Consider the following 14,886-nt stretch of genomic DNA (forward strand, 5'->3'; position numbering starts at 1 on the left):
TATTTAAAAATCGAGTTCCTCTGGAACCGAATCTTCATTTGAACTGCTCGAGTTATAGCTTGCGCAATCTGTCGCAATACTTAAATTATCCGGTCTTTCAAAAGCTTCTTTAGATACCTTGAGATCTGGGTTTGCATAGACATCTTTCATGTACATTCCCCAGATGGGCAGCGCCATGGTAGCTCCCTGGCCATATTGTATTCCTGGAAAATGCACTGCACGATCTTCTGCCCCAACCCATACTCCTGTGACAAGGTCTGGAACCATTCCCATGAACCAGCCATCACTTTGATTTTGAGTGGTACCTGTTTTCCCTGCAATCGGATTTTTAAAATCATAAGGATACCCGGTCATCACATCTTTATAGAATGCATTGGTTGTTCCCCAGGTATTACGCAGCCTGGTTCCTGAACCTCCCTGCGTTACACCTTCCAACAGGTTTACCGTGACATAAGCCGCTTCTTTACTAAGAACATCCCTGGTTTCAGGCACATTTTGATAAAGTACCGTCCCGTTCTTGTCTTCGATACGATTCACCATAACAGGTTTGATATAAACTCCCTGGTTCGCAAAAGTGCTGTATGCAGAAACCATCTCAAAAAGACTGATATCTGCCGTTCCCAGTGCGATGGAAGGTACTGCAGGTACATTTTCAGTATCTATACCCAGTTTACCAAGCAAATCGATCACGGGTCCTGGTCCTGTTTTATCGATCAAACGCGCTGTAATGGTATTTACAGAGTTTGCCAGCGCCTGTTTAAGCGAAAGCATTCCTGAATATTCACCATCACTGTTTCTGGGCGCCCAGTCTTTCATGTTCCCGTGTTTACCGGCTTCGATCGTGAATTTAGATCTTGGCAAGGTATCACAGGGTGAGAATTTTAGCTGGTCTATCGCAGTTGCATACACAAAAGGCTTGAAGGTAGAACCAACCTGTCTTTTCCCCTGCTTCACGTGCTCGTATTTGAAATGCTTAAAGTCAATTCCTCCAACCCAGGCCTTTACTTCGCCGGTTTGAGGAACCATAGACATCATTCCTGCCTGTAAAAATGCTTTATAGTAAAGAATGGAATCACGCGGAGTCATTACCGTATCAATGTTTCCTTTCCAGCTAAAAACTCTCATTTCTGCTTTCTCCTTGAAGGACTTCTTGATCTCAGCATCAGATTTTCCCTGTGCTTTCATTTGCTTCCAGCGGGCAGAGACTCTCATTGCGTTTTGTATACTGGACTCTACCTCATCTTCTGTAATATCACGAAAAGGTGCCGTTGGATTTTTCTCATTCTGGCGATCAAATGATTTCTGAAGATTGGCGATATGGCTGGTGACTGCATTCTCTGCATATTCCTGCATCTTGGAGTCAATACTGGTGTATATCTTGAGTCCGTCACGATAAAGACTATATTCAGATCCATCAGGCTTCGGATTTTCCGCGATCCAATCCTTCATGAAGCCCTGAAGGTAGGCTCTGAAATAAGTCGCCATTCCTTCATCATGCCCTTCCGGAGTGAATTCAATTTTCATAGGTAACTTCTGAAGAGAATCTGTTTCCTGTTCAGAAATAAAACCATTACGATTCATTTGTTCAAAAACCTGGTTTCTTCTGGATTTAACCAGTTCTGGTCTTCTCATGGGATTGTAAAGCGCCGAGTTCTTCAGCATTCCTACCAGAACTGCCGACTCTTCTATCTTCAATTCTGAAGGTTCCTTATCAAAATAGATTTTCGAGGCAGAACGAATTCCCACCGCCTGGTAGATAAAATCGTATTTGTTGAAGTACATGGTAATGATCTCTTCCTTCGTGTACTGGCGCTCAAGCCTGGTAGAAATAACCCATTCCTTTACTTTCTGAAATACCCGTTCCACATCATTCTGTGCAACATCTTCAGTAAATAATTGTTTTGCTAATTGTTGCGTAATGGTACTCGCACCTCCTCTTGTTCCCAGGTATACTGCGGCCCTGGCGGTTCCTTTTGCATCGATCCCCGCATGTTGATAAAAACGTTCATCTTCAGTAGCGATTAAAGCCTGTACCAGGTGATCTGGAAGATCTTCATACTTTATTGGGGTTCTGTTCTCACTGTAATATTTACCTAAAGTTTCTCCATCTGCGGAAAAGATCTCGGTAGCAAGGTTGTTTTCAGGGTTTTCGAGTTCATCGAAAGAAGGCATCTTTCCGAAGAATCCCCAACCCGCGAAAAGGAAAATTAGAATTCCAGCTAGAATTCCTATTCCAAACAATGTCCAGAAGCCAACGATGTACTTGCGGTTGCTGTGCGCAGGTTTCTTAGTTTTTTTGGTAGTAGCGGCCATTTATATGCTAAAATTAATTGTCGTTCTTTTCAATTCTAAATCCAATGTCGGTAATTCCCTCCAGTTTTTCGATACCATCCACATCACCATTCTTACGCATCGCCTGCTGGATGCTCACTCTGTATCTGCCCGCTTCCTCGAACTTTACATCTTCCTTGTACCAGAGTTTGCTTTCCTTGATATCACCAAAACCTTCACCAAGCCATTTACCGTCTGGCTGAGCCATTTCATACTCGAGAGTATCGCTGATCACCTTTCCCTGCGGGAACCTGATCTCGGTGATCAAAAACAAATTACTGTAAGCGTACTGGTTATTGTTCCTTACATTAATGAACAGATCATACACCTTCGTAGAGTCCAGTTCCTCAAGTTCAAAAGTAACCAGTGAATCTTTATGCCATTCCTTAATCGACTTGTATTCGTCATAAACCCGTTTTTCATCGCAGCTCACTATAAAGGCTGAAACAAAAATTAGAAGGAAAAAAACTTTACGCATTTTTAGACTTTGTAGGGTTTGGCTTGCGTTTCTTTCTCTTCTTATTGCGTTTCTTGCGCTGCTGTTGCTTTGGTTTATCAAAACGAGTGAGACTATCTTCACCTCCAGAATTATTAAATCCTTTTTCCTTTTCTTCGCTCAGGATCACTTCAGTTTCATACTCCTCCAGGCTTGTAGCCTGTTCCCCTTTTTTGTTCAGGGCTACGATCTTATTTGCCTGTTCCGGACTCAACTGGTGCCAGTTCATCCATTCTCCTTCATAGGCATACCAGAGAGCACCTTTGAAAATGTCTATTTTCTGGCAAACTGCAGTTCCCTTCTTTGTTTTTAACTTAACGTCGGTTTTTGGAAAAGATTTTAATGCTTCCAGATAAGTATCCAATTCGTAGTTAAGGCAGCACTTTAATTTCCCGCATTGCCCAGCAAGTTTCTGAGGATTAAGGGATAGTTGCTGATATCTTGCTGCTGACGTGCTCACAGATCTAAAATCTGTAAGCCAGGTAGAACAGCAAAGTTCACGACCGCAGGAACCAATCCCTCCAAGTCTCGCCGCTTCCTGTCGAAGCCCGATCTGTTTCATTTCAATACGGGTATTGAATTCCCGTGCGAATTCTTTGATTAGTTGTCTGAAATCCACACGATCTTCCGCAGTATAGTAAAAAGTGGCTTTGGAACCATCTCCCTGGAACTCGATATCGCTAATTTTCATACTTAAATTAAGCCTGATAGCGATCTGTCTTGAACGTTGTTTGATCTTTTCCTCGCGCTCTCTTCCTTCCTGCCAGATGTCGATATCTCTCTGAGAAGCCTTGCGATAGATCTTCAGAACTTCATCTGAATTCTGCGCAACTTTTTTCTTCTTCATCTGTACGCGAACGAGCTCCCCGGTAAGACTTACCTGTCCCACATCGTGACCCGGGCTGGCTTCCGTAGCAACTACATCGCCAATACTCAGGCTCAGGTTTTCGGTATTTCGATAGAAATGTTTACGGCCGTTCTTAAAACGAACTTCTACGATATTAAAAGCTTCCACGCCTCCCGGAAGAGACATATTGGAAAGCCAGTCGAAAACGCTTAGTTTATTACAACTGTCTGTTCCACAGGTTCCGTTATTCTTACATCCTTTCGGCTGACCGTCTTTGCCGGTCGAGCAACTTGTGCAAGCCATATGTTATATATATTGAGGGCGTAGCTTTAGATAGCCTGTAAACATCATCCTGTCTAAGCGCTTTGCTTTCTGGCGCAGGATCTCCTTCATCTTCACAGCCCCTTCGGGCATCCGGCATTTCCTAAAGTACCTCCTTGAGGTTCATAAAAAATTTTCAACAGTAAATATACCAATATTAATTGGCTCCACCATTGAGAAGAAACTATTGCTTGTACAGCAATACTTTAGATCTTCCTTTCTTAAAAATCTTATTGCTGGCACCTTTTCCTTTTCTCAATGCCTTCTGTTCTTCGTAAGGCAGGGCATGGATCTCCTTACAATCTGTAGAACAGCAATTATCCATTTTTTCAGCACATTCCTCACATTGAATGAATAGCAGGTGACAGGCTTCGTTCGCGCAATTTACATGCGTATCACATGTTTTTCCGCATTGATGACATTGTGCGATCACATCTTCTGAAATTCGCTCGGCACGTCGATGATCGAATACAAAGTTCTTACCTATGAATTTATTTTCCAGTTGCTGATTTTCAACCTGACGGGTATATTCAATGATACCACCTTCCAGTTGATAAACGTTCTGGAAACCTTTATGTTTATAATAAGCACTTGCTTTTTCACAACGTATTCCGCCGGTACAGTACATTACGAGGTTCTTATCTTCTTTATGATCTTTAAGATCTTCTTCGATAATATCCAGCGAATCCCGGAAAGTATCCACATCTGGGGTGATCGCCCCTTTAAAATGGCCAATTTCGCTCTCGTAGTGATTTCTCATATCTACCAGCACCGTGTTTGGATCATTGATAAGCTCATTGAACCTGGCCGCATCTACATGAATACCTTTATTGGTGACATCAAAAGTGTCATCATTAAGGCCATCTGCCACGATCTTCTTACGCACTTTTACTTTTAGCTTCAAAAACGATTTGATATCATGTTCTATGGCAATGTTCAGTCGTACATTCTCCAAAAAATAAATCTCATCGATAAACTTCTTGAATTCATTAAAACGCCTGGCAGGAACTGAAAGCTGGGCGTTAATGCCCTCATGGGCAACATAGATTCTTCCCAGAACATCCATCTGGTCCCAGGCGATAAATAAGTGATTTCTGAAAAGTTCGGGGTTTCCGATTTTTGCGTATGCATAGAAAGAGAGCGTAAGCCTGTCTTCACCGGCTTCTTCTAATAGTGCTTCCCTTTCCTTAGCGCTCAATTTATTGTACAGTTGCATGCTATACTAATATTTTAAGGGTTAAGATAAATTTTGGCAAAGATACATTTTTAACTGAAGCCAGAAAATTTGGATATATTCAGATCTTATCCAAATATTCGGAATAATTCCATAATTGCAACTACATTTTTATTGTATTGCAACAAAACTTATAGTATTTTAGCACACCTAAATTGCATATTTTAAAACATATACATGAGCAACGATAAAGAGAAAGAAGCGAAATTAAAAGCATTAAAGCTTACCCTTGACAAAATGGATAAAACCTACGGAAAGGGTACCGTGATGAAAATGAGCGACCAGGTAGTCGTAGATGTGGACGCGATTTCTACAGGTTCACTTGGATTGGACCTTGCTTTGGGAGTGGGAGGATATCCACGAGGAAGAGTGATCGAGATCTATGGTCCTGAATCTTCCGGTAAAACCACCCTGACCTTACATGCAATTGCTGAAGCTCAGAAAAAAGGTGGTATTGCTGCTTTTATCGATGCTGAACATGCTTTCGATCGGTTTTATGCGGAAAAATTAGATGTTGATATAGACAATCTTATTATTTCTCAACCAGACAATGGAGAACAGGCTTTAGAGATTGCAGATAATTTGATTCGCTCTGGAGCGATCGATATTATTGTGATTGACTCTGTTGCGGCACTAACGCCAAAAAGCGAGATCGAAGGAGAGATGGGAGATTCCAAAATGGGTCTTCATGCCAGGCTAATGTCCCAGGCACTTAGAAAACTTACTTCATCCATTAGCAAAACAAATTGTACCGTCATCTTTATCAACCAATTGAGAGAGAAGATTGGGGTGATGTTCGGGAACCCGGAAACTACAACTGGTGGTAACGCCTTGAAATTCTATGCTTCCGTTCGTCTGGATATTAGAAGATCCACCCAGATCAAGGATAGCGCTAACAATGTTATGGGTAATAAGACCAGAGTGAAGGTAGTGAAGAACAAGGTTGCTCCTCCTTTTAAAACTGCTGAATTCGACATCATGTATGGTGAGGGTGTTTCCAAGATTGGAGAGATCATTGATATTGGAGTTGATTATGAGATCGTAAAGAAAAGTGGATCATGGTTTAGCTATGAGGACACCAAGTTAGGACAGGGACGGGATGCCGTTAAAAACCTGCTTAAAGATAATCCGGATCTTATGGAAGAACTGGAAGTCAAAATTAAAGACGCGATCAAGGTCGCTAAAGAAGCTTAAAAAAAATCCCCGAATGGGGATTTTTTTTGTGCCGCACGCAACCATTTATCAATTATTGCATCTACTACGAAAGCAATAAGAATATGAAAAAATTGGTTGTAATAGCCCTGACATTACTGCTGATAGGTTGTTCTGTAGATAATGATTCCCAAATCACCTCCTACGAATTAGCAAGCATTACCGATTATGATTTGCCAGATGAACTGGTTCTGGGCAGAACATACGATGTTAGAGTCGGTTTCGTTTTTCCATCAGATTGTAATAACTTTCAAGCGCTGGACGCTCGAAGAGCAGGCACTACTTCAGAAGAAAGAAGCCAGATCTACATCTCCGTGATCACCGCAGTTGTTGAGAATAATTCCTGCAACCGTGATGTAACCGGACATCCTGCAAGCACGAGGTTTGTATTGACTGTTGACGAAGAAAGAGATTACACTTTTAGATTCTGGACAGGACAGGACGGGGATGAACCGATATATGAAGAAGTTACCATACCTGTTGTAATGGAGCAGTCCTAAGTACTAACCTAATATGAATACGTGGGTTCAAAAGACCTCATCTACCGTTGTAAACAACAAGACAGGAAAGCTCAGGAAGAGCTTTACCGGCTCTATTCTCCCAAGTTGTTTGGTATATGTTTGAAGTATTCAGATAATTACCAGCAAGCGGAAGATAATTTGCAGGATGGATTCGTGACCATTTTTGAAAAGATTGGTCAGTTTCAGGATAAAGGATCCTTTGAAGGCTGGATGAAACGAATCCTTATCAATACCTCGCTTCAGAAACACAGGCAGCAGAAAGTTTATGGCATTACCAATGAGGAAGATCTGCAGGAAGATGAAATTGAGGTTGAAACAGAAGACATTTCAGTAGACTTCCTACTACAATGTGTTCAGGATCTGCCAGAAAGGTATAGACAGGTATTTAACCTTTATGTACTGGATGGCTACTCCCATAAAGAAATATCAGATTTACTAAGTATTACTGAGGGAACATCCAAATCGAACCTGGCCAGAGCCAGAACCTCTTTAAAGGAGAAGATCGAATTGGTACAGAACTCAAAAGCAGTTAAATCATCATGAAAGAGAAAAAAAATATAGACAGGATCTTTCAGGAGAAGTTCAAGGACTTCGAGAAAGAACCATCTCCAAGAAACTGGGAGCAGATTGCTTCGCGCCTGGATGCTGGAGCGCCGGTTGCACAAAAACCGGTTATTCCATTGTGGCTTAAGTTTAGTGCCGCAGCAGTAATCCTGGCCTTAGTCGCCACAGGAATCTGGAAAATGAATGTTTCTTCTACGGAAGTTCGAGAACCTGGATTTGTGAATGAGTCGGTTGAAACCGGAGCAGAAAACAACGGGAATATTGATAAGGACTATTCTTCAGAAGAAAAGATCGTAGATAAGTATAATACCAGTCAAAAAGAGCAACCTGCTGCCACTTTGCATAACAAACAGAAAAATAAAAACACCTCTGATGAAGCAGGCAGTTCCAATGCGGCTATTGCTGATAAAAGAAGTAATTCTGACAGTGAAGACCAAAAAGACCTAAATAAATCAGGGTCAAAAGAATCCCATACCAATCAAAGATCAAAAGAAGATTCCCGCTATGCTCATCAGGAAAATACTCATGATCAAAATTTGGAAGAAAATAATTTAGAGAATAAATATAGTACCTCAGCCACTACAGCTGTCATTAGCGAAGCAATAACTTCGAACGATGAAGATGTAAAGAGAAACACCATTGTAAGTATATTTGAAAGCTATTGGAATGAAAGAAACCCTGAACTTTCAGATGAACTGTTAAGTACTGCTCTTATACAGGATACTTCCCTGAACCAACTCGAAAAATTATTGGCTGCAAAAACTTCCGAAGAAAATAAAGAAAACGAAGAGGAGGAAGACCTTAACCAGAAAAATCTTCGCCTGTCTACCTTTGCAGCTCCGGTTTTCTATACCAACCTTGGGGATGGAAATATACTGTCCAACCAGTTTTCAAATAACTCAACGAATACCGAAGTAACTTTCTCTTACGGTGTTAAGCTGGCCTATGATATTGCCAAAAATGTCAAGATTAGGACGGGGATTAGTAAGGTGAATATGAGCCAGAATATCGCTAATGTTTCGTACAGCCCAACGGCAATGAATCCAGGTTTTAATAATATCAACTCTTTAGAAGATAATATTGAAATTAGGACAGATGCTCCGGCACCTGAAAGTGGTTTACCTAGTTTTGGTGGCAATAGTGATGGTAGCACTGGAAGTGTTATTTCTCCATCTGTATTTACTCCCGGGGAGATCAATCAGCAATTTGGCTTTATCGAAGTTCCCCTAGAAGTGGAATATGCCTTGATCGACGAACGTTTTGGACTGAATCTTATTGGTGGTGCAAGCGGACTGTTCCTTGACCAGAATAGTGTGGATCTTGTGACTTCCGAATCCAGAACCAAACTTGGAACGGCCTCCAATATCAATAAAACCAGTTTGAGCACCAATGTGGGCATTGGTGTGGATTATGAGTTTAGCGATAAAATTAGCCTGAGTGTGGAGCCTATTGTGAAATACCAGGTAAATACTTTTACCAATGTTGATAATGTGCGTCCAGTTAACTTTGGAGTCTACTCGGGGATTAGCTATACTTTCTAGTGCACGCTAGGGTCTACCAATTCATCATGAATGATCCTGAAAGTTGAATTCTTGATTTCTTTTCTATCATTCATTTCCAGACCGCGGGTAGACAGAAAATGATGGATCTTGATTCTTAATCTGCCTGGACTGCCAGACAGGAATTTATATGAAAATCTTTTTTTAGAATCATGAAAAGTGATGGGAACAATTGGTATCTGGTGTTCAATGGCGAGCCTGAAGGCTCCTTCCTTAAACTGGTCCAGTACGACCGACTGATCATCTGGCACTCCGCCTTCAGGAAATATACAAATGGAATTCCCCTGTTTTAACCTTCTCTGAGCTTCCAGAAATGCAGCTTTCCGGCTTTGCTGATTCTTTCTATCCACCAGAATACAGGTTCGCTTGTAGAAAAATCCAAAAACCGGGATTTTACTAAGTTCCTTCTTTCCAATAAATACAAAAGGCTGCTTCATGATCACCAGCATCTGCATGATATCCAGCATGCTTGTATGATTTGCTACCAGCATATAGCTTTTCTGTTTTTCTGGAATTTCCTCTGCTTCCACATGAATCCAGAAACCCATTCCGTAGAGAATACATTTCGCCCATATACGGGAGCACACATAATATTGCGGGTAAAACCTTTCAGAAGTGGTAAATACGATCAAAACAGGAAGCATTATCACGATAGGCACGATCAGGAGAATATAGAACCAGATTCTCCATAATAGGATGCCTGCCATTTTGATGTATCTCATGCTTCAAAAGTAGTAAAATGAAAGGAAGGAGTTCTATAAAAAATTTACCTTTGCAGGAAAATTCAGAAAGTCCATGTCAAGAATACTTACAGGAGTCCAGAGTACAGGAACCCCGCATTTAGGGAATTTGCTTGGTGCAATCATGCCAGCCATCACTATGGCAAACGATCCTAAAAATGATTCTTTTATTTTTATTGCAGACCTGCATTCGCTTACGCAGATCAAAGATGCTGAAACCCTTCGGCAAAACACGTTTTCTGTGGCCGCAACCTGGCTTGCCTGTGGACTTGATATAGAAAGAAGTGTTTTTTATCGCCAGTCTGATATTCCTCAGGTTGCAGAACTTTCCTGGTATTTAAGTTGCTTTTTTCCATACCAGCGTCTAACCCTCGCGCATTCCTTTAAAGATAAGGCAGATAGGCTTGAAGACGTGAATAGCGGATTGTTTACGTATCCTATGCTGATGGCAGCCGATATCCTTATGTATGATGCTGAAATTGTTCCCGTAGGTAAAGATCAACTGCAACATATCGAAATGACCCGTGATGTTGCTTCCCGATTTCATGCGAAAATGGGAGAGGTTTTTGTAATTCCTGAAGGTAAAGTACAGGAAGAAACCATGTACATTCCAGGCACCGATGGCGCGAAGATGAGCAAATCCAAAGATAATACCATCAATATTTTCCAGACCGATAAGAAGCTAAGAAAGCAGATCATGGGTATCGCAACCAATAGTACGCCACTGGAAGATCCAAAAGACCCCGATACCTGTAATGTATTTGCGCTTTATAAGATCATGGCTTCTGAAGAGCAAACTGCTGAAATGAGAAAGAATTATGAAGCAGGTGGATATGGTTACGGTCATGCGAAACAGGCCTTGTTCGAGCTGGTTAGAGATAAATTTGCTGAACCACGCGAGAAATACGAATACTATATCAATAACCTTGAGGAAGTAGACAAGGCACTATTAATTGGGGCTAAAAAAGCGAAAAACGTCGCAAATGAAGTTCTGGCTAAAGTAAGGACCAGATTAGGCTACTAAACTTACGCGATCTCAAACAACTTACCAGGGAGAGGTCTAACCGCTCCCTTTAATTCCATACTCAAAAGCAAGGATGCAGTCTTAAAAGTTGGTATCTTACACTGAAGTGCCAGCAGGTCCAGTTCTGTTTTTCCCTGAATTTGTAACTGGTCGAACAATACCTGTTCTTCTGCTTCCAGCTCGATAAATAATCTCTTCTGAATTGGTTTGAGATCCTGCTCAACGGTACGCCAGTTCAGCATATAAGCGATATCGGCGGCAGAAGTAAGAACTCGTGCGTTCTGGCATTTAATGAGTTCATTGCAACCAATACTGGATTTGTCTCCCGGTCTACCAGGAACTGCAAATACTTCCCGGTCATAAGAATTGGCAATATCTGCCGTGACCAGAGCACCTCCCTTTTCGGCACTTTCTATCACTACCGTTGCTTCGCTTAATCCGGCAATGATCCGGTTGCGTTTCAGGAAGTTGTTGCGATCAAAAGTATCGCTGCTCCAGAAGTCGGTAAAAAAGCCTCCGTTCTCCTCCATCTCTTGCATGTACTTCTTATGTGGTTTGGGATAGATCTGGTTCAATCCATGTGCAAGGCAGGCAATTGTTTGCAGTTTATTCCTGATGGCGGCTTTGTGAGCGGTAATATCGGTTCCGTATGCAAATCCAGAGACAATAACCGGATCTAAAGGAGCTAGTTCTTCTATGAGCTGTTCGCAAAAAGAAATGCCATGCGAGCTAATCTGCCGGGTGCCAACGATACTTAGAATTCTACGTCGATGCATGGCTATATTCCCTCGGCTAAACAGCAACAAAGGTGCATCCTGGCAGTGTTTCAGTTTTTCGGGGTAGTCATCTTCCTTGAAAAAATGTACATGGATTTTATTCTTCTGAATAAAATGTAGTTCCTTTTCAGCTTCCTTCAGATGTAATGGATCTTCGATTTCACCAATCCTGGTCTTTCCAATACCATCAATCTTCAGTAAATTTGATTTCTTTTCCCTGAAAACATTTTCCGCAGAACCAAAATGTCTAATGAGTTTTTTAGCCGTGCTATCACCCAGATTTGGAACATGTTGCAGCGCCAGGGTGTACAAAAGTTGATCAGGTTCCATTCAGGATAATTTGACGAAATTTACAGAAAAAATCATTTGTTAATAAAAATTGTTTAGGTAACTTTAACTAACTGTCATTAACCTATATTTTTGCACTCGATGAATATTTCCAATTACATACAGGACCTGCTTTACCGTTACGAATGTGTGGTCCTTCCAGGTTTTGGAGCCTTTCTGGCTCAGAAGCAATCAGCTTTTATCGATAAAAATTCCAACGAGTTCTTTCCTCCAAAAAAGGTGATCTCGTTCAACAGGCAGTTGATCAAAAATGACGGACTCCTGGCTAATTATATTGCTGAAGTCGAGAATGTAAATTATCAGACGGCAAATAACATGATCCAGGAATATGTTTATGACCTGGAGTCATCTTTGCAAAATGCTTCTAAAGCAAGACTGGAAAATATAGGAGAACTTTTCCTGGATAACGAGGAAAAACTACAGTTCGAGCCAGTTACAAACGTGAATTTTCTTACACAGTCCTTTGGTCTGGATACCTACAAAGCATTGCCGGTTAACAGAGAGGTTTACAAACAACAGGTATCAGAACTTGAGGAAAAAGCTCCTATTACTTTTACTCCTGAAAGCAGAAGATCACCGGTATGGAAATATGCTGCCATTGGTCTGATTGCTGTGGGACTTTCAAGTTTCGCCGGACTGAATATTTACAGCAGCCAGGTTACAAAGCATAATATCGCGGAACAGCAGGAAGCAGAAACGCAGCTTCAGGAACAAATTCAACAGGCAACCTTTGTGATAGACAATCCTTTACCAGCGGTTACCTTCGAGGTTGAGAAACAATCCGGTAACTATCATGTTGTTGCAGGAGCTTTTAGAGTTGAAGAAAATGCCCAGAACAAAGTGGATGAACTGAAGGCTGAAGGTTTTAAAGCTCGTTTACTTGGTGTGAACAAGTATGGTCTTCACCAGGTAGTTTATTCCAGTCATCAAACCAGAAGAGAGGCGATCAACAAACTGTATGCGGTCAAGAAAACCAACGATGCAGCCTGGTTATTGGTTCAGGAACTGTAATTTAATAGTTCGTTAACTGCGTAATTACCGGTAACCTCCCTATTTTTGCAAAAAATTTTACATGGAGGCTAAATCACCCAATGAATCCCGTACTACGTTAACAGATCTTGTTTTACCAAGTGAAACCAATCCACTTAACAATCTTTTTGGTGGTGAACTACTGGCCAGAATGGATCGTGCAGCAAGTATCGCAGCCAGGCGCCACAGTCGCAGGATTGTAGTTACTGCTTCGGTTAATCACGTGGCCTTCAATAAAGCGATTCCATTAGGAAGTGTGGTGACAGTAGAAGCAGCGGTTTCAAGGGCTTTTAAGAGTTCCATGGAGATCTTTATCGATGTTTGGGTAGAAGACCGCGAAAGCGGGCGCAGAACCAAAGCTAACGAAGCGATCTATACTTTCGTTGCCGTAGATGAAACGGGTACTCCCATTCAAATTCCACAGCTAGAGCCAGAAACAGATCTGGAAAAGGAAAGATTTGCAGCCGCATTGCGTAGAAAGCAATTGAGTCTTGTACTGGCTGGAAAGATGCAACCTGGCGATGCAACTGAACTTAAGGCTCTTTTTGACTAATTAATGCGTGATAAACCTCACGCCTGCCCTTAAAGTCAATAAGTTCACATTTCCAAAGTAGTCTTCCAATTGGGGGCTCACTGCTATATTCATAAAATCTCTTCTGATTTCACTACCAAGAAATATTCCGAAGAAATTATTGATACGATAACTAATTTTCGGACCAGCCCAGATACTGGTTGCTGAATCCCTGAAGTTCGTACCAAACTTTGAATCATGATAATATCCGGTCGTCCCAATACCTGCAATTAGATCCAGATATAATCTTTTATTGAATTGATGTACATATGCACCCTGAACGCCGAAGGTGAAGATCCTCGTGCTTTGAATATCACCAATTTTCTCAGACTTTTCTACGCGCGTATTGATGTTTAAAAAACGTGTTCCCACATACCAGTTCTTATGAAGGTAGAAGTCGGCACTAAGACCTGTTCCAATGTCAAGGTCATAGGCGTCTTTTAGAAATCCATCGCCTAAAGCAGTTAGCAGACTAAGTTCAGGATCCAACTGTATACGATTAAAATGATGTGGAAAAAATTCAATGCTGTCCTGCTCCTGTGCAATTATTGAGCTATAAGTGCAAAGCAATGATAGTGTGAAAACTCTAAAGATCGATCTCATAATGGTTATCGATTTCATCCACCTCAAATTCATAAATATATACTCCCTGTGCATTCTGTAATTGTAAATTAACCCTTGAATTATCAGCAGTGATAAGTTTTAAAGTTTCAACCTGATTTTCAGAATTTATAAAGCCTTCCCTGGTGCTATATTTTGAGTCCAGGTCTGCTTCATCGTAAGAGTTTAATTCATTCCAATCGTTAATATTTATTTCTACTGAAGATGATTCAAACTTCAGGCTATAATTGAAGTCTGAATTATGGCGAATGATAATTCGCGTCTCGATAAGTTCTTTAAGGACCCATTCCCCCAGATCCAATAAAGTCTCGTTTCTGCTGAAGGCCGAATCACAAACTGTAAAACTCTGCAGTCTTCGATCATTCGATGTACCAGTAATATCCAGGCATAAAATTCCAGGGTTCACATCCAGTGAAACCATGGAAATATTCCCGTTTTGATCACTTAAAGCTTCAGAAAGTGTTCCCTGTCCCCGGCTTAAAAAACTATTGATATCTGTAATGGTACTTACCCGGATCCCCTGCAGCGCAGTGCCTTCAGGAGTTACGAATTTTCCCTGTACCAGAATGCGTTTGTTGTTTTCTATGGATACAGGTGTACAGGAATATAGCGACAGTGCGAAGAAAAGCAGAATTACGCCATAAAAACCGGGCTTTACTAACTTCATAAGATAGATTCTATTCCTTAGATGC

At 41.3% G+C, this 14,886-nt stretch carries 15 protein-coding genes; 7 read left to right on the forward strand and 8 right to left on the reverse strand.

The features are described from left to right. Window positions 1-3: 3 nt before the first annotated feature. The 4 genes from G529_RS0100120 to trhO all read right to left on the reverse strand — a co-directional run bounded on the left by G529_RS0100120 (window position 4) and on the right by trhO (window position 5,211). Window positions 4-2,313 (reverse strand): penicillin-binding protein 1A, encoded by a 2,310-nt coding sequence (locus G529_RS0100120; protein ID WP_026913593.1) that lies wholly within the window; start codon window positions 2,311-2,313, stop codon window positions 4-6. Window positions 2,314-2,326: 13 nt separating this feature from the next. Further along, a complete protein-coding gene (locus G529_RS0100125; protein WP_026913594.1) occupies window positions 2,327-2,809 on the reverse strand; it encodes a gliding motility lipoprotein GldH in 483 nt (160 codons plus the stop codon). After that, on the reverse strand, window positions 2,802-3,977 hold the full coding sequence (locus tag G529_RS0100130) for a PSP1 domain-containing protein (protein ID WP_026913595.1): 1,176 nt from the start codon (window positions 3,975-3,977) through the stop codon (window positions 2,802-2,804). Before G529_RS0100130 ends, G529_RS0100125 begins: the two co-directional genes overlap by 8 nt. A gap of 202 nt (window positions 3,978-4,179) precedes the next feature. Continuing rightward, entirely contained in the window at window positions 4,180-5,211 is a 1,032-nt protein-coding gene (trhO, locus tag G529_RS0100140) for an oxygen-dependent tRNA uridine(34) hydroxylase TrhO (protein ID WP_026913596.1), read from the reverse strand. 195 nt (window positions 5,212-5,406) lie between these two features. Here trhO and recA point away from each other — a divergent pair, with 195 nt between their 5' ends. The 4 genes from recA (at window position 5,407) to G529_RS0100160 (ending at window position 9,067) form a co-directional block, all read left to right on the forward strand. Continuing rightward, complete coding sequence (gene recA / locus G529_RS0100145) at window positions 5,407-6,423, forward strand: recombinase RecA (protein WP_026913597.1); 1,017 nt, start codon at window positions 5,407-5,409, stop codon at window positions 6,421-6,423. An 83-nt stretch (window positions 6,424-6,506) separates the two neighbouring features. Next, the gene (locus tag G529_RS0100150) at window positions 6,507-6,941 is read left to right on the forward strand and encodes a hypothetical protein (RefSeq protein ID WP_026913598.1); all 435 of its coding nucleotides are present in this window, start codon (window positions 6,507-6,509) and stop codon (window positions 6,939-6,941) included. A gap of 21 nt (window positions 6,942-6,962) precedes the next feature. After that, window positions 6,963-7,505, forward strand: a complete 543-nt coding sequence (locus G529_RS0100155) for an RNA polymerase sigma factor (RefSeq protein WP_026913599.1) — start codon at window positions 6,963-6,965, stop codon at window positions 7,503-7,505. Next, window positions 7,502-9,067, forward strand: coding sequence for a hypothetical protein (locus tag G529_RS0100160; RefSeq protein ID WP_026913600.1), 1,566 nt, complete (start codon window positions 7,502-7,504; stop codon window positions 9,065-9,067). Before G529_RS0100155 ends, G529_RS0100160 begins: the two co-directional genes overlap by 4 nt. Here the strand turns inward: G529_RS0100160 and G529_RS0100165 are convergent. Next, window positions 9,064-9,807, reverse strand: a complete 744-nt coding sequence (locus G529_RS0100165; RefSeq protein ID WP_026913601.1) for a lysophospholipid acyltransferase family protein — start codon at window positions 9,805-9,807, stop codon at window positions 9,064-9,066. The genes G529_RS0100160 and G529_RS0100165 overlap by 4 nt on opposite strands. Before the next feature lie 73 nt (window positions 9,808-9,880). Here G529_RS0100165 and trpS point away from each other — a divergent pair, with 73 nt between their 5' ends. After that, window positions 9,881-10,849 carry a tryptophan--tRNA ligase gene (gene trpS, locus G529_RS0100170; protein WP_026913602.1) on the forward strand — a complete coding sequence of 323 codons (969 nt, stop codon included), beginning with the start codon at window positions 9,881-9,883 and terminating at the stop codon, window positions 10,847-10,849. 2 nt (window positions 10,850-10,851) lie between these two features. On the opposite strand, the gene dprA is transcribed toward trpS, so the two are convergent. Further along, window positions 10,852-11,955 (reverse strand): DNA-processing protein DprA, encoded by a 1,104-nt coding sequence (dprA, locus tag G529_RS0100175; RefSeq protein WP_026913603.1) that lies wholly within the window; start codon window positions 11,953-11,955, stop codon window positions 10,852-10,854. A 99-nt stretch (window positions 11,956-12,054) separates the two neighbouring features. Here dprA and G529_RS0100180 point away from each other — a divergent pair, with 99 nt between their 5' ends. Both G529_RS0100180 and G529_RS0100185 read left to right on the forward strand, forming a co-directional pair. Further along, window positions 12,055-12,984, forward strand: a complete 930-nt coding sequence (locus G529_RS0100180) for an HU domain-containing protein (protein WP_026913604.1) — start codon at window positions 12,055-12,057, stop codon at window positions 12,982-12,984. Window positions 12,985-13,045: 61 nt separating this feature from the next. Next, window positions 13,046-13,555, forward strand: a complete 510-nt coding sequence (locus G529_RS0100185; RefSeq protein WP_026913605.1) for an acyl-CoA thioesterase — start codon at window positions 13,046-13,048, stop codon at window positions 13,553-13,555. Here the strand turns inward: G529_RS0100185 and G529_RS0100190 are convergent, their stop codons facing one another. Together G529_RS0100190 and G529_RS0100195 are read right to left on the reverse strand one after the other, a co-directional pair. Beyond that, window positions 13,556-14,176, reverse strand: a complete 621-nt coding sequence (locus tag G529_RS0100190; protein ID WP_026913606.1) for a hypothetical protein — start codon at window positions 14,174-14,176, stop codon at window positions 13,556-13,558. Continuing rightward, window positions 14,160-14,861: a hypothetical protein gene (locus G529_RS0100195; RefSeq protein WP_026913607.1), complete on the reverse strand. Its 702-nt coding sequence runs from the start codon at window positions 14,859-14,861 to the stop codon at window positions 14,160-14,162. The genes G529_RS0100190 and G529_RS0100195 overlap by 17 nt, the downstream gene beginning before the upstream one ends. Window positions 14,862-14,886: the final 25 nt, after the last annotated feature.

Source organism: Christiangramia portivictoriae DSM 23547 (genome assembly GCF_000423045.1).
GTDB lineage: Bacteria > Bacteroidota > Bacteroidia > Flavobacteriales > Flavobacteriaceae > Christiangramia > Christiangramia portivictoriae.